This is a genomic window from Flavobacterium lacus (assembly GCF_003268815.1).
In the GTDB taxonomy this organism is placed as follows: Bacteria; Bacteroidota; Bacteroidia; order Flavobacteriales; family Flavobacteriaceae; genus Flavobacterium; species Flavobacterium lacus.
On the sequence record NZ_QLSV01000003.1, the window covers coordinates 196,632 to 215,616 of the forward strand.

At 34.9% G+C, this 18,985-nt stretch carries 19 protein-coding genes; 12 read left to right on the forward strand and 7 right to left on the reverse strand.

The genetic code is table 11. From position 1 onward, the window contains the following. The first annotated feature begins 93 nt into the window (after window positions 1–93). The 4 genes from B0I10_RS03975 to B0I10_RS03990 are packed head-to-tail and all read left to right on the forward strand — an operon-like array spanning window position 94 to window position 4,535. Window positions 94–1,104, forward strand: a complete 1,011-nt coding sequence (locus B0I10_RS03975) for a sugar nucleotidyltransferase (RefSeq protein WP_112085325.1) — start codon at window positions 94–96, stop codon at window positions 1,102–1,104. A 59-nt stretch (window positions 1,105–1,163) separates the two neighbouring features. After that, on the forward strand, window positions 1,164–2,513 hold the full coding sequence (locus B0I10_RS03980) for a tetratricopeptide repeat protein (protein WP_112085202.1): 1,350 nt from the start codon (window positions 1,164–1,166) through the stop codon (window positions 2,511–2,513). After that, a complete protein-coding gene (locus B0I10_RS03985; RefSeq protein ID WP_112085203.1) occupies window positions 2,513–3,286 on the forward strand; it encodes a DUF4292 domain-containing protein in 774 nt (257 codons plus the stop codon). The genes B0I10_RS03980 and B0I10_RS03985 overlap by 1 nt, the downstream gene beginning before the upstream one ends. A 10-nt stretch (window positions 3,287–3,296) precedes the next feature. Beyond that, a complete protein-coding gene (locus B0I10_RS03990; RefSeq protein WP_112085204.1) occupies window positions 3,297–4,535 on the forward strand; it encodes a murein hydrolase activator EnvC family protein in 1,239 nt (412 codons plus the stop codon). 41 nt (window positions 4,536–4,576) lie between these two features. Here B0I10_RS03990 and B0I10_RS03995 read toward each other — a convergent pair whose 3' ends face one another. Further along, a complete protein-coding gene (locus B0I10_RS03995) occupies window positions 4,577–5,086 on the reverse strand; it encodes an acyl-CoA thioesterase (protein ID WP_112085326.1) in 510 nt (169 codons plus the stop codon). Between the two features lie 108 nt (window positions 5,087–5,194). After that, the gene (locus tag B0I10_RS04000; RefSeq protein WP_317047177.1) at window positions 5,195–6,142 is read right to left on the reverse strand and encodes an HU domain-containing protein; all 948 of its coding nucleotides are present in this window, start codon (window positions 6,140–6,142) and stop codon (window positions 5,195–5,197) included. A gap of 221 nt (window positions 6,143–6,363) precedes the next feature. On the opposite strand from B0I10_RS04000, the gene dprA reads away from it, so the two are divergent. Next, complete coding sequence (dprA, locus tag B0I10_RS04005) at window positions 6,364–7,467, forward strand: DNA-processing protein DprA (RefSeq protein WP_112085206.1); 1,104 nt, start codon at window positions 6,364–6,366, stop codon at window positions 7,465–7,467. Here dprA and B0I10_RS04010 read toward each other — a convergent pair whose 3' ends face one another. Beyond that, entirely contained in the window at window positions 7,468–7,899 is a 432-nt protein-coding gene (locus B0I10_RS04010; protein WP_112085207.1) for a hypothetical protein, read from the reverse strand. Window position 7,900: 1 nt separating this feature from the next. Beyond that, complete coding sequence (gene trpS / locus B0I10_RS04015) at window positions 7,901–8,872, reverse strand: tryptophan--tRNA ligase (protein ID WP_112085208.1); 972 nt, start codon at window positions 8,870–8,872, stop codon at window positions 7,901–7,903. 332 nt (window positions 8,873–9,204) lie between these two features. Here trpS and B0I10_RS04020 point away from each other — a divergent pair, with 332 nt between their 5' ends. Then, on the forward strand, window positions 9,205–9,945 hold the full coding sequence (locus B0I10_RS04020; protein WP_112085209.1) for a lysophospholipid acyltransferase family protein: 741 nt from the start codon (window positions 9,205–9,207) through the stop codon (window positions 9,943–9,945). A gap of 63 nt (window positions 9,946–10,008) precedes the next feature. Here the strand turns inward: B0I10_RS04020 and B0I10_RS04025 are convergent, their stop codons facing one another. Beyond that, complete coding sequence (locus B0I10_RS04025) at window positions 10,009–11,346, reverse strand: ammonium transporter (RefSeq protein WP_112085210.1); 1,338 nt, start codon at window positions 11,344–11,346, stop codon at window positions 10,009–10,011. 204 nt (window positions 11,347–11,550) lie between these two features. Between B0I10_RS04025 and B0I10_RS04030 the strand changes: the two genes are divergently transcribed. From B0I10_RS04030 to B0I10_RS04050, 5 genes are all read left to right on the forward strand, one after another. Next, window positions 11,551–13,131: an NADP-dependent glyceraldehyde-3-phosphate dehydrogenase gene (locus B0I10_RS04030; protein ID WP_112085211.1), complete on the forward strand. Its 1,581-nt coding sequence runs from the start codon at window positions 11,551–11,553 to the stop codon at window positions 13,129–13,131. A gap of 288 nt (window positions 13,132–13,419) precedes the next feature. Continuing rightward, entirely contained in the window at window positions 13,420–13,857 is a 438-nt protein-coding gene (locus B0I10_RS04035; RefSeq protein ID WP_112085212.1) for a hypothetical protein, read from the forward strand. Between the two features lie 103 nt (window positions 13,858–13,960). Beyond that, on the forward strand, window positions 13,961–14,863 hold the full coding sequence (hemF, locus tag B0I10_RS04040) for an oxygen-dependent coproporphyrinogen oxidase (protein ID WP_112085213.1): 903 nt from the start codon (window positions 13,961–13,963) through the stop codon (window positions 14,861–14,863). A gap of 55 nt (window positions 14,864–14,918) precedes the next feature. Continuing rightward, window positions 14,919–15,908, forward strand: coding sequence for a porphobilinogen synthase (gene hemB, locus B0I10_RS04045; protein WP_112085214.1), 990 nt, complete (start codon window positions 14,919–14,921; stop codon window positions 15,906–15,908). A gap of 65 nt (window positions 15,909–15,973) precedes the next feature. After that, the gene (locus B0I10_RS04050; RefSeq protein ID WP_112085215.1) at window positions 15,974–16,372 is read left to right on the forward strand and encodes a c-type cytochrome; all 399 of its coding nucleotides are present in this window, start codon (window positions 15,974–15,976) and stop codon (window positions 16,370–16,372) included. 7 nt (window positions 16,373–16,379) lie between these two features. Here the strand turns inward: B0I10_RS04050 and B0I10_RS04055 are convergent, their stop codons facing one another. Together B0I10_RS04055 and B0I10_RS04060 are read right to left on the reverse strand one after the other, a co-directional pair. Next, window positions 16,380–17,063: a response regulator transcription factor gene (locus tag B0I10_RS04055; protein WP_112085216.1), complete on the reverse strand. Its 684-nt coding sequence runs from the start codon at window positions 17,061–17,063 to the stop codon at window positions 16,380–16,382. Further along, complete coding sequence (locus B0I10_RS04060) at window positions 17,060–18,328, reverse strand: sensor histidine kinase (protein WP_181456884.1); 1,269 nt, start codon at window positions 18,326–18,328, stop codon at window positions 17,060–17,062. Before B0I10_RS04060 ends, B0I10_RS04055 begins: the two co-directional genes overlap by 4 nt. Before the next feature lie 176 nt (window positions 18,329–18,504). On the opposite strand from B0I10_RS04060, the gene B0I10_RS04065 reads away from it, so the two are divergent. Then, window positions 18,505–18,960: a DUF1573 domain-containing protein gene (locus tag B0I10_RS04065; protein WP_112085218.1), complete on the forward strand. Its 456-nt coding sequence runs from the start codon at window positions 18,505–18,507 to the stop codon at window positions 18,958–18,960. The last annotated feature ends 25 nt before the right edge of the window (window positions 18,961–18,985 follow it).

Sequence of the window (18,985 nt, forward strand, 5' to 3'; positions counted from 1 at the left end):
TCGTTATGAGTGTTTAGCAGAAATATAAATCGAATAAAACCTTTGTGAACTTTGCGAAAAACCTTTGCGAGCTTTGCGGTTAAAATTAAAAATATGAAAATAATAGTACCAATGGCCGGTCGCGGCTCACGATTAAGACCACACACACTAACAATTCCAAAGCCATTAATTCCAGTGGCCGGAAAACCAATCGTTCACAGATTAGTGGAAGATATAGCCGGAGTTTTAAACCAGCCGATAGATGAGGTCGCTTTTATCATTCACGAAAGTTTCGGTAAAAAAGTAGAAGAAGAATTAATCGCTATTGCTCAAAAATTAGGTGCAAAAGGAACTATTTATTATCAAAATGAAGCCCTCGGAACAGGTCATGCAATCATGTGTGCCAAAGATTCATTAAGCGGACCTGCAGTGATTGCTTATGCCGATACGTTAATTCGTGCCGATTTTGATTTGGATACCTCTGCCGATAGCGTGATTTGGGTAAAACAAGTGGATCAACCGGAAGCTTTTGGTGTTGTGAATTTGAATGCTGAAGGTGAAATTATCGAATTAGTAGAGAAACCAAAAGAATTTGTATCCGATTTAGCAGTCATTGGAATATACTATTTCAAAGATGTTGCCGTTCTTAAAAAGGAATTGCAAGCTGTGCTTGACAATAACATCATTCATGGTGGCGAATACCAAATTAATGATGGAATCAAACAAATGATGGCAAAGGGCATGAAATTTGTACCAGGAAAAGTGGATGAATGGATGGATTGTGGAAATAAAGATGTAACGGTTGATACGAACACAAGAATGCTAGGTTTTTTGCATAATGATGGAGAGAATTTAGTAGCTGGTGATGTTAAGTTACAAAACGCAACGATTATTCCTCCTTGTTATATTGGCGAAGATGTGGTTTTGATTAATGCGACTGTTGGCCCAAATGTATCACTGGGAAAGGGATGTCATGTTATTGATTCAACTATCAAAAACAGTTTGGTTCAAACTCATGCAAACATTAAGAATGCCAATTTAGACAATGCTATGATTGGAAATCACGCTTCGTTTGACGGCAGATTCACAAGCATCAGTATTGGTGATTATTCCGTTTTAGAATAAAAAATTAAAGATAATGCTCGCTCCCCTCTCCAAGGGAGAGGGGCTGGGGGTGAGGTAAAATGATAAAAAGCAAATTATATTCTCTAATTTTCCTTGGAATTCTCTTCCAATCCATAACTGCATTCTCCCAAGTAGAACCGGAAGATATTGCATTGGAAACGGATGAATTTCAAGTGGCTTTCTACGAATCATTACGTGAAAAAGGCATTGAAAATTATGACAAAGCAGTAACCGCTTTGCAAAAATGCTTAGCATTAGAACCCAATAATCCGGTAGTTCATTTTGAGTTAGGAAAAAACTATCTCTATCAAAAAGATTACAAAAACGCGAACGACAGTTTTGAAAAAGCCACGCAACTTGATCCCAAAAACCGTTGGTGCTGGGTGGGTTTATATGACGTTTCGTATGCAACTCGCGATTATAAAAATGCGATTGTAATCATGAAAAAGCTCATCGAATTCAAAAAGGAATACAAAGAAGATTTAGTTTCGTTGTACATGTTTACGCAGCAATACGATGAAGCTCTTACATTAATTGATGAGTTGACTAAAACCGTTGGTAAAACGGAGATTAGAGAGCAATTTCGCAGCCAAATCATGTCAACGACTCGATACCAAGGTCAGGAAACGGAAAAGTTACTGCAAGCCATTAAAAACAATCCGAAAGTAGAAGACAATTATGTGGCGTTGATTTATTTGTATTCGGAAAAAGATGAAGAAGAAAAAGCGTTGGAAATTGCGAAAATGTTGGAAAAAGAAATTCCGAATTCCGATTGGGCACAAGTGAGCTTATTCAAATTTAATATCGATAAAAACGATGGAAAAAATGCAGCTTCGGCAATGCATAAAATTCTAAAAAGCCCAAAAATTGATCGAAAAATAAAACACCGGGTTTTTAATGAGTTTTTAATTTTTACAAAAAATAATCCCTCTTTTTCATCCGATTTAGAAAGTGCAATTACTTATTTTAATGATGATCGAGAAGTAAAAGTAGCTAAAGAAGTCGGTAAATTCTATCAACAAAAAAGTGATTGGGCAAATGCTGTGAAATATTATGAAATGTATGCCAAATCAAATCCGGATGATATAGAAAATGTGCTTTTACTGTTTAATGCTTATGCAGAAAATAATCAGTTTGAAATATTAGCCCAAAAAGCCGAAGAAAAAATTGATTTGTATCCGCTTCAACCTGATTTTTATTATTATGCCGGTCTGGCCTATAATCAGTTGATGAACTTCAAAAAAGCAAAAGACTTATTAGAATCTGGAGTTGATTATATTGTTGATAATAAAACCTTAGAAGCTAATTTTTATATTCAATTAGGAGAAGCATATAATGGACTTGGCGATAACAAGAAAAAAGAAACTTATTTTATAAAAGCCGAAAAATTAATAAAAGGAATTAACTAATGAAACAACTTCTATACGCCATTATTCTTGTTTTTATGCTAGCGGGATGCAAAGCCAAAAAAGGACTCTCGGAGGGGAAAGCTTCGGAAGATTTAGCGACCAAAAAAATCATTGAAAATCATTATGATGTTAAGAAAAATTTTTCAACCGCCTACATCAGAGCAAATGCGAAATACAAAGACAAGGATCAATCGTTGAGTTTTTCGGCAGAAATTCGAATTCAAAAAGATGAAATGATTTTAGTGAGTATACGTTTTTTGGGAATAACGATGGCCAAAGGTGTAATAACGCCTACAGAAGTAAAATACTATGAAAAAACCGGGAACAAGTTTTTTGAAGGCGATTACACAACCTTGAGCAATTGGCTCGGAAGTGATTTAGATTTTTATAAAGTGCAAAACATGCTTATTGGTCAAGCAATGGATGATTTGCGAAAAGGAAACTATTCAAACACCATTGAAGATAGACTATACAAACTGAAAGACATTAGCGATAAAAAAAATGCAAAATCATTTTATTTTGAAGCAGCTAATTTTTTGATAAAAAGACAAGAAATAGAACAAGCAGCCAAGAACAGAAAGTTGAACGTTTTTTACCCCAATCATAAAGAATACAAAGAAGCCATTTTGCCATTAAGCATTCTTATCGAGGCTATACATGAAAATGACAAAAACACTATTTCGCTAGATTATAATTCGGTTACGTTTAATGAACAGTTATCTTTTCCATACAGTGTGCCTAGTGGTTACGAACAAATATTTATAGAAAATTAAAGCTCCAAACATGATAAAGTCGGTATTGACATTTTTGCTTATTCTTTCATCGATGTTTCTCTTTGCCCAATCGGATGCGCAAAAGAAGCTGGAAAAGCGTAAGGAACAATTGTTGGAAGAAATCAGAGTGAATGAACGTATACTTCAGGAGAATAAGAAAAAAGAAAAGTCTGTTGTAAACGTGATTCAACAACAAAAAGCAAAAATTGATTTGCGTGAAAAACTCATTCAAACCAATGAAAAGCAAGCAAAATTGCTCAACGATGATATTTATACCAATCAAATAAAAATTAATAAACTAAAACGGGAGTTAGAAGTTCTCAAGGAAGATTATGCCAACATGATTGTAAAGTCATACAAAAGCCGTTCTGAACGAAGCAGGGCTATGTTTCTACTGTCTTCAGAAAATTTTACGCAAGCCTACAAACGAGTTCAATACATGAAGCAATATGCTGATTATAGAAAAACGCAAGGCGATGAAATTAATGTAAAATCTGCCGAATTAGAAGTTTATAACGTAAAATTATCAGCTCTTAAAACCGAAAAAGAAAAGATTATTCAAGCACAAGAAAAAGAGAAACTGGTACTTGTTCAAGAAAAACAAGAGCAAGAAAAACTGGTAAAATCCATCAAAAAAGATCAGAAAAAAATTGTTGCAGAGATAAAGAAAAAGCAACAAGAAGCTAAAGATATTGATAAGAAAATTCAAAAAGCGATTCGCGATGCAATTGCGGCCGAGAATAAAAAAACAGCCAAAAAAACAGGAACCAAAACCACTTCAACAGGTTCGTCACCCTCAAAAATTGTGTTAACTGCCGAAGGAAAGATAGAGTCGGACAATTTCAAATCAAACAGGGGTAAGTTACCCTGGCCTGTAGAAAAAGGATTTGTCTCTTTAAAATTTGGAGACCAACCACATCCAGTTCAACCTACTTTAATAATTCATAGTAACGGTGTCGAAATTACTACAGAATCAGGTTCGTCGGCACGATCTGTTTTTGCTGGAGAAGTAATGTTAATTCAAGTTTTATCACCTATAAACAAAGCGGTATACATTAAACACGGTGATTTTATAACGGTTTATCAAAATTTAAGTACAGTTTCTGTAAACAAAGGTGATAAAGTAGGTTTAAAACAAGCTATTGGAAGAATCAGAACCAACGAATCAACGGGAAAAACAGCAATTAAATTCTCTGTTCTTCAAAACGATTCGTTCTTAAATCCGCAAAGCTGGTTGTATAATATGTAATAAAAAAGCCTGAAAATTTTAAACTTTCAGGCTTTTTTTATTTAAACAAATAACGCTTTTAATTCCGTTGCATCATGCGGTTTCATTTTTCCTGCTAACACTAAACTTAATTGTTTTCTTCGTAAAGCGGCATCAAATCGTTGCTTTTCTAATTCCGTTTGCGGTTCAATTTGCGGAACCGGAACCGGATTTCCTGTTTCATCTACCGCAACAAAAGTGTAGATTGCTTCGTTTGCTTTGGTTTTATTGCCCGATTCACGGTCTTCAATCCAAACATCAATATAAATTTCCATCGACGTGTTAAACGCTCTGGAAACTTTAGATTCAACCGTAACAACACTTCCTAACGGAATTGCTTTGTTGAAAGCAACATGATTTACCGAAGCTGTTACACAAATTCTCCTGGAATGACGCCTTGCCGAAATACTAGCTGCTCTGTCCATTCTGGCGAGTAATTCTCCACCAAAAAGATTATTCAACGGATTGGTTTCACCAGGCAAAACAACGTCGGTTAACGTAGTAATAGAATCAGATGGATGTTTTACTTGCATTTTATTTTTTTTGCAAAGGTAGAAAAACAACACCGATTCTTTTGGCGTTACAACAAATAAAAAAAGCCTCACAAAGAAGCTTTAATCAAGATTGTAGGGCAAAGGGGTTTATTGTTTCAGTTCTAGAACTAACATCCAGGCATCTTTATTATGTGATTGTTTAATCAATTTTAAAGCAGCTTGAGCTTCTTCCATCGATGAATAACTTCCATAAAGCACTGGGTGTAAACCGTATTTATTAGGGTTGATTTTTTTGGCTTTATAACCCAAATCTTTTAAAGATTGTAAAGCTCGTTCCGCATTTCGCTCCTCTTTAAAAGCTCCGGCTACTAGGTGATAATTAAAAGAATCATTGATTTCTTCTTCTACGTTCATTGATACAGACGGAATGGGACTTTCGATAAAAAAAGTCGCTTGTTGAATTTTATCTTCTACTTTTTGTTGAACATTTTTTTCTACAAGCAATAGTTCAGCATCCATTTTCTTTTGATACCATTGGTTGCCAAAATAGGCTGACATGCCAAGTCCAATAGCAAAAATGGCAGCATATTTTACCCAAGAATTAGATTTGTTTCTTTTTTCCGGCGTAAATTGAATAGGGGCTTTTTCTTCCAATTGCTCCACTTCTTTTTTAAAGGATTCACGTTTAATTTGTGGTGAAACAAATGAAGTAAGACCAAAAGAATGAGTAGAATAATTTAAACTGTCTATTGGTTCAAAAACCAAATTACTCTCATTGTTCAAAGAAAGTTTTCCAATATTTTTAAGTATGATAGAGTCACTTTTTTGAATGGTATATTTCCAAGAGGTTACTTCTTCTTCAATTAAAGAAATAGCTTTTTCGTACTCAATTTTCTCGGAAAGAGCAATGTGATTAGCCAAAAGACCGTCATTATTCTTTAAATGAAAATTAAAAGAAAGTACTTTTTTGGGCGGATAAAACGTATGGGTGTCTTCCGAAAGTCCGGCAGATCGGTTTTCAGTTAAAAACGCTCCAAAACCTGGAACGGTAACACATTGGTACCGATACAGTAATTGGGATATATATTGCTCCATTCTCATAGCAACAAAGGAAAAATATTCAACCGCCGAATCAAAATTTTATCCACAAATTTTATTAACAATTTAGAGCGAATTGATAACTATATAGGCATCATTGAATTAGATTTCCTACATACTTTTCTACAGCAATCCAAATTTAGTTTTTTAGTAATTTTATGGTCAAAAATTTTTAAGAAATAGAAAAAAGATGTTTCTTTGAATTTCAATTATACGCCATGACAAGAACCGAATTATTTTATACGCTTGCGTTACTTCAAGTAGAGGGAGTGGGTGATATTGTCGCCAAAAAGCTCATCCATCATTGTGGTTCTGCCGAAAATGTTTTTCAAACAAAAAAAAGTAAATTAGCTTCCATCGATGGAATTGGAGAAGTTTTGCTCAAAAAATTAGCTAACCAGACTATTTTTAAGCTCGCCGAGCAGGAAATAAAATTTATTGAATCACAAAACATTGCTTTTTCTTCCTTTTTAGACCCTGAGTATCCTGAACGCCTTAAGCAGTGCATTGATGGGCCTACGGTTTTGTTTTCATCGGGAGAAATTGATTTACAATCCAAACGCATAATAAGCATTGTTGGAACAAGACAAATCACAAGTTACGGAATTGATTTTTGCAAAAAACTTATCGAAGATTTATCACCATTAAACCCGGTTATAGTTAGTGGTTTTGCTTATGGTGTGGATATTGTCGCTCATCAAGTTGCAATGGAAAACAACTTGCAAACCATTGGTGTATTGGCCCACGGTTTAAACCAGATCTATCCCAAAATACATAAAAAACACGTTTCTAAAATGGAAAAAAACGGTGGTTTTTTTACCGAATTTTGGAGTTCGTCTAATCCTGATAAAGAAAATTTTGTGCGACGAAACCGTATTGTTGCCGGAATTTCTGAAGCAACCATTGTGATAGAAAGTGCAGAACGTGGCGGCTCTTTAATCACAGCAACGCTGGCCAATGATTATAACCGCGATGTGTTTGCTGTTCCCGGAAGAACTTCCGACAAATATAGTTTAGGATGTAATAATTTGATTAAAACTCAACGAGCCCATTTACTCAGTTCGGCAGCTGATTTGATTTATATTTTAAATTGGGAATTGGAGACCAAACCAACCAAATCGGTTCAAAAACAATTGTTTGTTTCACTGGAAGAAGAAGAACAAAAAGTCTATGATTATCTTTTGAAAAAAGGAAAGGAACTCATGGACATTATTGCCTTAGAATGCGATTTTCCTATCTATAAATTATCTAGTATCTTGCTAAATATGGAAATAAAAGGCGTTATTCGTCCTTTACCGGGAAAATTATTTGAAGCGATTTAATCATTGAAGTTTTTCCCAAATCACTTCATATTTGGCATACTGACCGTTTTCGATGGTTTCAATAATATAGATTTTCGGAAAAAGTTGATTGATGTCTTTTTTAAATTCCGCTTCTTCCTCTCGGGAAATAATTTCGTCTAACGTAATCATTTTATAATTGGCAAGAGCTGAACTATCTATAGTTTCAAAATGATTTTTTTTGAATTCAAATACAAAAATATTTCTACACAAAATAAAACGAGTAATGTTGATTTTGCGATGTCTTTTTTGCGAATAATCCAATTTAATCTTTTTAACCGGCTCCACTCGTTTTACCGGAAATTGACAAGTAGAACTTTGGTTTTGGTTAAATAAAATATAGACCGGTTCCTGCTTCTGACTAAATCCGAAAGCGAAATTTAATAGAACAATAACCGTGATATATTTTTTCATTTTATAAAAATCCTAATTTGTTTCGTACGCGTTTTAAGACGTCATCGGCAATTTTTCCTGCTTTTGCGGCTCCTGCTGCTAAAGCGTTATCCACTTCTGCTAAGTTTGCCATATAATATTGATATTTTTCTCGTTCTGTTTTAAAACGTTCCAAAATCAAATCAAACAGGGCTTGTTTGGCATGACCGTAGCCATAATTTCCGCCCAAATAATTCGCGGTCATATTTTGAACTTCTTCGGCGGAAGCCACTAATTTATAAATAGCAAAAACCTTGCAAGTTCCCGGATCTTTTGGTTCTTCCAGCGGTTTGCTGTCGGTTTCAATCGACATGATTTGTTTACGTAAAGCCTTATCGTCTAAAAATATATTGATGATATTTCCTCTGGATTTACTCATTTTATTTCCGTCTGTACCCGGAATGTACATGGTTTCTTCTTGAATTTTTGCCTCAGGAAGCACAAAGGTTTCGCCCATTTGATGGTTAAATCGTGAGGCGACATCACGTGTAATTTCAAGGTGTTGCAATTGGTCTTTTCCTACCGGAACCACTTCGGCATCATACAACAAAATATCGGCCGCCATCAACATCGGATACGAAAAAAGTCCTGCATTTACGTCTTCCAAATGATCGGCTTTGTCTTTGAACGAATGTGCCAACGTTAATCGTTGAAACGGAAAAAAACAACTCAAATACCAAGACAATTCAGCCGTTTGAGGCACATCGCTTTGACGGTAAAAAATTACTTTATTAATGTCTAATCCGCAAGCAAGCCAGGTGGCCGCCACACTGTAGGTGTTTTCACGAAGACTTTTGCCGTCTTTAATTTGTGTAACAGAATGTAAATCGGCAATAAATAAAAACGATTCGTTTTCTGGTTTGTTGGCCATTTCTATCGCGGGTAAAATGGCTCCTAATAAATTTCCTAAATGTGGTGTTCCGGTGGCTTGTATTCCGGTTAATATTTTTGACATAATGAACGGATTGTAAAAAGGCAAATTTCGGAAAGTTTTTGAAAAACACCGCTACTTTTTTAGGTTTAAATTTATTGGTAATGAATAGAGTTTAAAATTATGCTCTTTCAATTCATCTTGCTTCAAATTCTAAAAACATTTTTTTTCGCTGATTCGCTGATTGCAAATCATTTTAATTTGCCAATCAGCGGCAAAATTTGTACAAAAATTTTTCACACTTTTGGTAAACAGAACTTATCTATGAACTTCAAAACCTCAGGGGTTTGGTTGATAAGGAGATAAAGTTAGCTTTAAGATTTTAAAATCCCAATCCTTTCCTTACATTTGGCTTCATGAAAATTTTTAAACTACTTTTCTGGATAATTTGGCGGATCTGGTTTTATGTCCTGATGGGGGCTATTATTGTCTTACTTTTCCCCTTATTAATTATTTCAATTTTGAAAGAAGAGTGGTATCCACTTTTTTTTAGATTAGCACAGCTATGGTCTAGAGGGATTTTGTTTGGGATGGGTTTTTTAACTAAAATCAAACGAGACCAGTCTTTTAAAAAAGGAGAAAGTTATATGTTGGTGGCAAATCACACCTCGATGACGGATATTATGTTGATGTTGGTTGTGGCCAAAAACCCATTTGTTTTTGTGGGAAAAAAAGAGCTTTCTAAAATTCCGTTATTTGGATTTTTCTATAAACGAACGTGTATTTTAGTCGACCGCGATAGTCCGAAAAGTCGATTAGCAGTTTATGAAAGGGCCCAAAAAAGATTGAACCAAGGACTGAGTATTTGTATTTTTCCCGAAGGGTTGGTACCGGAAGACGAATCAATTGTGTTGGCCGACTTTAAAGATGGTGCGTTTCGATTGGCTATTGAACATCAAATACCAATAGTTCCAATGACGTTTTATGACAACAAAAAACGCCATTCTTATACCTTTTTTAGCGGAAGTCCCGGTGTAATGAGAGCCAAAGTGCACGAATTTATTCCTACCGCCGGGTTTACGGTAGATGACAAAAAAGCCATCCGTGATAAAGCTTGGGATGTGATTTATAAAGAATTAACGAAAGGAAACAATTGAATTTTAAATGCTGTAAGTTCAAAAACATTTAAACACTTAGGGGGAATTAAGTAAATTTTGGCATTAAAACTTCTCATCATGCTGCGATAAATCCAAACCAATTTGTTCCGATTCTTCCGAAACACGTAGCGGAATAATACTATTGGTTACTTTATAAAGTAGCATTGAACCAAAGAAAGTGAATGCTGCTACTAACACTAAGGCAATCATGTGGTGACTAAAAACACCCCAACCCCCATGAAGCAAACTGGCGTTTTCACCTTGAGCAAAAATAGCCGTCAAAATCATTCCCATGATTCCGCCAACGCCGTGACAAGCAAAAACGTCTAGGGTGTCGTCAACAGATTTTAGTTTTTTCCAATACAACATTTTGTTGGAAACAATAGCGGCAATAAATCCAAAGAAAATACTTTGCGGAATCGTTACAAATCCTGCAGCAGGCGTAATGGCGACCAATCCTACCACCGCACCAATGCACGCACCCATTGCCGAAACTTTTCTTCCGTTTAATCGATCAAAGAAAATCCAAGTCAACATTGCTGATGCTGAAGTTACTGTTGTCGTGGCAAAAGCCATCGCAGCTGTTGCATTGGCTGCCAAAGCAGAACCCGCATTAAATCCGAACCAGCCAAACCAAAGCATTCCCGTTCCGAGTAACACAAACGGAATGTTGGTGGGAATATGATCGCTATTTTTTCGTTTACCCAAAAACAAAACACCGGCTAAGGCTGCAAAACCGGCACTCATGTGCACGACTGTTCCTCCGGCAAAATCTTTCACACCAAAATAACTGCCTAATAAACCGCTTGGGTGCCAAACCATGTGGCAAAGTGGCGTATAAATAAACAAAGTAAATAAACAAATAAATAATAAATACGAAATGAACCGAACTCTTTCTGCAAATGAACCCGTTATAATAGCAGGCGTAATTACGGCAAATTTCATTTGAAACAAAGCAAAAAGGATAAACGGAATCGTAGAGGCCATTTGAGCATGCGGTAAAACACCTACTTGGTCCATAAACGCAAACTGAAAGGGATTTCCGACTAGTCCATAGTGTTGTCCCTGAATCGTAAATCCATATGAATCACCAAACGCCAAACTAAATCCCACAATAACCCAAAGCAGAGAAACCACGCCTAAACAAATAAAACTTTGTAACATGGTAGAAATCACATTCTTTTTGCCCACCATTCCACCATAAAAAAATGAAAGACCGGGTGTCATTAACAAAACCAAACACGACGAAGTGAGCAACCAAGCCACATCGGCCGTGACAATGGTGTCTGCAGAGTTGAAAACGGCTGATTCAGTAGCAGGCGTACTTTCCCAAAATAAACCACTAATGGCAGCAATAGTGATTAAGATAAATGAAATTACCCAACGTTTTTCTGTTTTCATAATTTACCCTATTTTTATTGGGGTAAAAATAATAAATTATATATATTTAAATAAAAATACCCTTAAAAAAAATTAATATTTATTTTAATTTATCTTTTTTTATCTTCCAACCCCTAAAAAGATGCCTATTTCGCTTAATTAATTTCTTTAACTAAATGAATAGAATGGTTTACTTCACAATTTATTAATTTTATAAAAAAAACGATGAAAACAATTCCAACAGAGCATCAAATTACTCAGCCGTTGCATCAAGCTACTTACTTGGTTGATGGAGTATTAAAACAATGGACAGGAAACACCACCCCGGTTTATTCAACCATTTCTTCTACAGAAGAATATGCCCCTACTTTTTTAGGGACAATTCCTGCGATGGGGCAGGACGTGGCGACAGAAGTAATTTTAGCGGCAGAACATGCGTACAACAACGGACAAGGAATGTGGCCCACAATGAAAGTGGCTGATCGCATTAAGTGTGTTGAAAATTTTGTTACCCAAATGAAAGCCACCCGCACTGAAGTTGTAAAATACTTGATGTGGGAAATCGGGAAATCATTACCCGATTCTGAAAAAGAATTTGACCGTACGGTAGAATATATTTATGATACCATTGCAGATTACAAACAATTGGACCGCGATTGTGCCCGATTCACCAAAAGTCAGGGAGTAAATGCTATGGTACGTCGCGGACCACTTGGGGTTGTGTTGTGTTTGGGGCCTTATAATTATCCGTTAAACGAAACATTTACATTGCTAATTCCGGCTATTATTATGGGAAACCCAGTGATTTTTAAACCGGCAAAGCATGGTGTTTTGTTAATTTCTCCTTTGTTGAAAGCATTTCAAAGCAGTTTTCCTAAAGGAGTTATCAATATCATTTATGGTCGTGGAAGAGATGTGGCTTCACCCATTATGAAGTCTGGTAAAGTAGCTGTTTTGGCATTGATTGGCAATAGTAAATCGGCTATCGCGTTACAGGATCAACATCCAAATAAAAACCGCTTGCGATTGATTTTAGGTTTAGAAGCAAAAAATCCGGCCATTATTTTACCCGATGCCGATTTAGATTTAGCTATTCAGGAATGTATTACCGGAACACTTTCTTTTAACGGACAGCGATGTACAGCTCTTAAAATTGTTTATGTGCATGAAAGTATTGCAACTGAATTTAATCGAAGATTTGCTGAAAAAGTGGATGCGTTACCTTTTGGGAATCCTTGGGAGAAAGGCGTTTTCTTAACTCCGTTACCCGAAAAAGAAAAGCCACAATACATTCAGGGATTAATTGACGATGCTCAAAAGCAAGGTGCTCAAATCCTGAATGAGAAAGGTGGAACGCACTCTGATAATTTTATTTTCCCTGCAGTTCTGTTTCCGGTCACTAAAAAAATGCGGGTGTATCACGAGGAACAATTTGGCCCCTTGGTCCCTATCATGACTTTTAAAGATATACAGGAGCCTTTGAACGATATGGCTGAGTCTAATTATGGCCAACAAGTGAGTTTGTTTGGAAAAGATATTCGAACCATAGCACCTTTAATTGATACATTGGTTAATTTAGTTTGTAGGGTTAATTTAAATAGTTCTTGCCAACGCGGACCCGATTTATATCCTTTTACCGGAAGAAAAGATTCGGCGGTGGGGACATTGAGTATTCATGATGCTTTGCGTTCGTTTTCTATCCGAACTTTCGTTGCTTCCAAAGACAATGAATATAATAACGAAATTTTGCAAGCCTTGTTGAACAGTAAAGAATCAAATTTTATTAATACAGATTATATTTTATAGCTAAAGTTTTAATTTTCTCAGACATAAAGGAATAGGGTTCTCATGAGAAATGCACATCAAACTTATATTATTTATTTTGAAAAATTAAGTTCGCACTGATCGGCGAAGAGATTGTATGAAATAGTCCGAAAATTTCTTCTTCCAGTGTAGAATTTTACATAGTTAATTGAAATTGTAAAGCAATGAAAGAGAGTTGTTTAGAACGAGACCAACTATACCATATACTCTAGGTTTTAGTCTAAATTCAATTTGGATACGCAAATGGCCTAATGCTTAAATACCAAAATTATGATTAAAAATTATTTTGTCCTAACATTTTTGATTTCGTTTTTGATTGGATGCAATAAAGAGACAAATGAATTTATTTTCATAAGTAATGATAATAGTTTACAAGCAACAAATAACTTTGTTTTTTATACTAATCATAACCAAGAAGTTTATTTATATTTAACCAACAAAAACGAAAGAAATAGTATTTCAAAAAAGCCAATATTGTCTGTTAAATGTAAGCTTAATAATGAATTTATAGAAGCAAAAATTATCGATATATTTTTTTCTAGAGAATTAAATTTAAGTCCTTTTATTATTGAAGTTGGCAGTAAAACAAAAACTATCGCCAAAATAAAAAAGGAAAATAAGTACATGTTCTATATTGGAAAAAAAAGTGATTTATCTTCAAACATTTTAAAAGCGGTTGATAATTGCACAAAAGGGTTTGTTGAATAATAATAGAAACCCAATTTCAAAAAAATAACTACCACCCAAACCAAAATTCCTCTATTTTTGCAATAAAAAGGTATTTTGCTTTAGTAAGTCAGTACAATTAGCAATGAAAAACAAATTTTATTACTACATCCAAACGCTTCAAAACCAAATTACTTCCAAATTAGAGGAAGTTGATGGCCAAGTCAAATTCCGCGAAGACATTTGGGAGCGTCCGGAAGGCGGCGGCGGCAGAACCCGAGTGATTGAAAACGGGAAAGTGTTTGAAAAAGGCGGTGTCAACATTTCAGCTGTTCATGGAAAGTTACCTGACTCCATGCAAAAATTATTTAACGTGGGCGAAGCCGATTTTTTTGCGTGCGGATTGAGTTTGGTTATTCATCCAAAAAACCCAATGGTGCCCACAGTTCATGCTAATTGGCGTTATTTTGAAATGTATGATGAAAACGGAAGTATCATAAATCAATGGTTTGGTGGCGGACAAGATTTGACACCGTATTATTTATTTGAAGAAGATGCCACTCATTTTCACCAAACATGCAAAACCGCTTGCGACAAACACAATCCGGAGTTCTATCCAAAATATAAAAAGCAATGTGATGATTATTTTTGGAATGCTCATCGTTTTGAAGCACGTGGTATTGGTGGTTTATTTTTTGATTATTGCAAAGCTTCCGATATGATGACAATGGAAGATTGGTTCAACTTTGTAACTGAAGTGGGCAATAGTTTTCTTGAGGCTTATGTTCCAATTGTTGAAAAAAGAAAAGAGTTACCTTTTACAGAAGCACAAAGGACTTGGCAGGAAATTCGCCGTGGTCGTTATGTTGAATTTAATTTGGTTCACGATAAAGGAACGCTTTTCGGATTAAAAACCAATGGCAGAATCGAAAGTATTTTGATGAGTTTGCCTCCTCATGTGCAATGGGTTTATGATCATCATCCGGAAAAAGGAAGTGAAGAAGAAAAATTAATTAAAGTATTACAAAAACCGGTGGACTGGATCTAGTTTCATTGTAAATAACTTGAAACGTTAAACCTGAAACCTCATAAACAAATAAATCATGTTTCCACTCAGAAGAAATAGACGGTTAAGAACCAACGAAACCATTCGCTCGCTAGTACGCGAAACCATACTTTCACCCAGCGATTTTATTGTTCCGCTTTTTATAGTGGAAGGAAATAATGTGAAAGAAGAAATTCCTTCCATGCCCAATTATTTTAGATTGAGTCTCGATTTATTGGAAAAAGAAGTAAAAGAATTAGCCAAATTAAATCTGAAAACGGTTTTGGTTTTTGTAAAAGTTCCTGACCATTTAAAAGATAACAAAGGAACCGAAGCGTTAAATCCAAATGGCTTAATGCAACGAGCGGTGAAAGTAATCAAAAACGCCGTTCCGGATATGATTGTGATGACCGATGTGGCTTTAGATCCGTATTCGTCTTTTGGACATGATGGCGTGCTTGAGAATGGTATTATCGTAAACGATTTAACATCAGCAATATTAACAGAAATGAGTTGTTCACATGCAGAAGTCGGAGCTGATATCGTTGCTCCAAGCGATATGATGGACGGAAGAATTCTCGATATTCGTGAAGCATTGGAAGACGAAGGCTTTGTAAATACCGGAATTATGGCTTACAGTGCAAAATATGCATCAGCTCATTACGGTCCATTTCGTGATGCATTAGATAGCGCTCCTGTTAATAGTATAAATGTACCGAAGGACAAAAAAACCTATCAAATGGATTACCACAATCGCATTGAAGCGATTCGTGAAACCAGAATGGATATTGATGAAGGAGCCGATATTGTGATGGTAAAACCGGGTATTGCTTATTTGGATATTGTTCGGGAAATTAAAAATACATTTGATGTTCCTGTCGCGGTTTATCAAGTTTCTGGCGAATACGCCATGATTAAAGCGGCAGCCGAAAAAGGTTGGTTGGATCACGATGCTGTGATGATGGAACAAGTTACTGCGATCAAAAGAGCCGGTGCAGATATCATTGCAAGTTATTTTGCAAAAGATGTTGTTAAAATAATTTCATAAATGATAAATATCACATTTACACCCAACTTTAGGATGTATATTTGTGTAAATCAAATACCTAGCACATGAAAAAAATAGTTGTTTTAGTTTTTTTTATAATGTTATTCTCTTGTCAGGATAAAAAACAAGAACCCTTTGGAGCAGATAAATCAAATGCTCCTGAAGTAGCTGAAAATTCAGTAGAAGCCAAAATTAAACTTGGAGAAGAATTGTTTAACGGTGTCGGTTTGTGTTACACTTGCCATAAACCGGATCAAAAAGTAATTGGGCCAAGCATTAAAGAAATAGCCACTATTTATAAAGATCAAAATGCAGACATGGTTGATTTCCTTAGAGAAAACGCTAAACCAATTGTAGACCCGAGTCAGTATGAGGTGATGAAAACTAATTTTGCAATTACCAAAAGTATGAGCGATCAAGAATTACAAGCTATTGAGCTTTATATGTATAGTTTGCTTAAATAAATAAAACCTAATCAATCAATAATTTGAACCCAACTCTCGGAATGTTTTCAATTCGAATGTTGGGTTCATCCTTAAATATTTTTCGTAAACGGGAAATAAAAACATCCAAACTTCTTCCCACAAAATAATCGTCGGTTCCCCAAAGTTCAATCAATATTTTTTCGCGTTTTAACACAGTGTTTTTGTTGTCTAAAAATAATTTCAACAAAGCGGCTTCGCGTTCGGTTAAGTTTGTGATTTCTTTTCCTTTGAAAACACAATAATTGGTTGGATCAAATTCAAACGAACCAATTAAGTAGGTAGGACTCGTTTTAGAAGATGTTTTTTGACTTCGATTCAAGAAAACTTCTATCTTCAAGGTCAATTCTTCCATGCTGTAAGGTTTTACCAAATAATCATCGGCCCCTAATTTCAAGCCTTTAATTCGGTCTTCTTTCATTGTTTTTGCCGAAAGAAAAATGATAGGAATTTCTTGATTTCGTTTTCTAATTTGGGTAGCAATTTCAAATCCATCCATGTCCGGGAGCATTACATCTAAAATACATAAATCAAATTCATTGTTACAAAAGGCATCAAAACCGGCCTGACCATTGGTGTAATGAGCCACATTATATTGATTTTCCAAACTATCAGCGGTTAAAAAACCCAGTGTTTCATCGTCTTCAACATATAAAATTTTCTTTTTACTCATACAATATCTTTTTTAGGAATGGAAATAGAAACTGTAATTCCTTTGGTTGAATTATTTTTGATTGCAATTTTCCATTGGTGTAAATCGATTATTTTTTTTACATAAAATAAACCAATGCCAAAACCTTCAATGTCTTTTTTATTTTCTCTCGGAACGCGGTAAAATTTATCAAAAACATAGTCGATATGTTGCGGCGAAATACCACTGCCGTTATCAATAAAGTGTAAAATAATTCCTTTAGCTGTTTCGGATGATTTTATTTTGATTTCTGGATTTTCGGGACAATATTTCACAGCATTATCTACTAAGTTAAATAGCATATTGTTGAAATGAAATTCGTCTGCTACAATTTGTACATTATCTGAAACTTCAATATCAATCGAACATTTTTTGGGTGATTTAAGCAATGTATTATCTTTAACGAGGTCGAGAATTTCTTTTAAGTTGATGGTGGTTTTTTCTAGTTCAATCCATTTAGCATCACCTTTGGCTACATTAAGAATCCGTTCGATATGATGATTTAACTTATGACTTTGGTTGGTTATAATCTGCATGTATTTGGCCAATTTCGGATTATTTTTAATCTCTTCCTGCGAGGTAGCATATTGCGAAGCTATCAAAATTGACGAAAGCGGTGTTTTAAATTCGTGCGTCATGTTATTGATAAAATCGGTTTGCAATTCGGTGTATTTTTTTTGTTTCAATAATAGAATTACCGAGTAAACATAAATAATCAAAACCAAAAACAAAATTCCGGTGTAAATCCAATATTGACCTAACGAAGTAATAAATTTATGTTGTAAATCAGGAAATCGAATTCCGAAATAGTAGATCAAGCCTTCATTTTTTTTAAAGCAATTTTCACATTTCTCGGGTTTTCGGGTATCACTTGAAATGTAGCTGCCATAAATCATTTCATCGGTGGCACAATCATAGATGGCATATTCATAATCTAATTCAAGTTTCACTTTTTCAAACTCTGTTTTGAGGTAATATTCCAATACTTCGTGTTCAAAGACATCATCTAAATTCACAATATAATAATCGTCGGTAATTTTTTTTACTTGATTAGTAATGGTTAAAGGCGTTTTATTATCACGGTATATTCGTTTCACAACATCTTGTAGGGCAAAATGAATTTTTTCTTCAAAATCTTTTTTCTCAAACCGATAGGCTTGTTTAAGCATGAGCAACTGCATGACTAAAACGCCTACAATGCAGAGAAATCCAGCCAAAATAATACTATTTAATCGTGTAAATTTCAAAGGCTTACTGGTTTTAGTTTGACAAATCTACTCACTGAAAGGGTTAAATAGCAGTAAATTGTTGCCGATTAACATCTTATTAACAAAACTTATAGTCTACTTAACAAATATCTAATTTCTAGTGAATATATTTGCTATGTTCAAAATGAATAGTTAACTAATTTAAAATAATAAGTATGAAATCATTAAAAGTATCTTTATTTGCAATTGCTGCAACAGTATTGTTCTCAGTAGGTGCAATAGCTCAAGAAAAGAAAGCAGAAGTTAAACCTACAATTACGACCACTCCAGCTGCCCAAAAACCAACTTCTCCTGTAACTTGGAAAGAAGTTACATATGATTTTGGAGATATTAAAAAAGGAACTCCTGTTTCTCATGACTTTGCTTTTACAAACACAACAAAACAAACCGTTATCATTACAAATGTAAAAGCTTCATGTGGTTGTACGGCTACTAATTATACTAAAACTCCCGTAAAGCCAGGTGAAAAAGCAACTGTAACAGCTACTTATAACGCTGCTACTGCCGGTGCATTTTCAAAAACAGTTACAGTTTCTTTAAATGAAAATGAAGTGCCAAAAGTACTTACAATAAAAGGAAAAGTAATTGATACAACTCCGGTGAGTCAATAATTTTCAGTTTAATTATAATTCAATT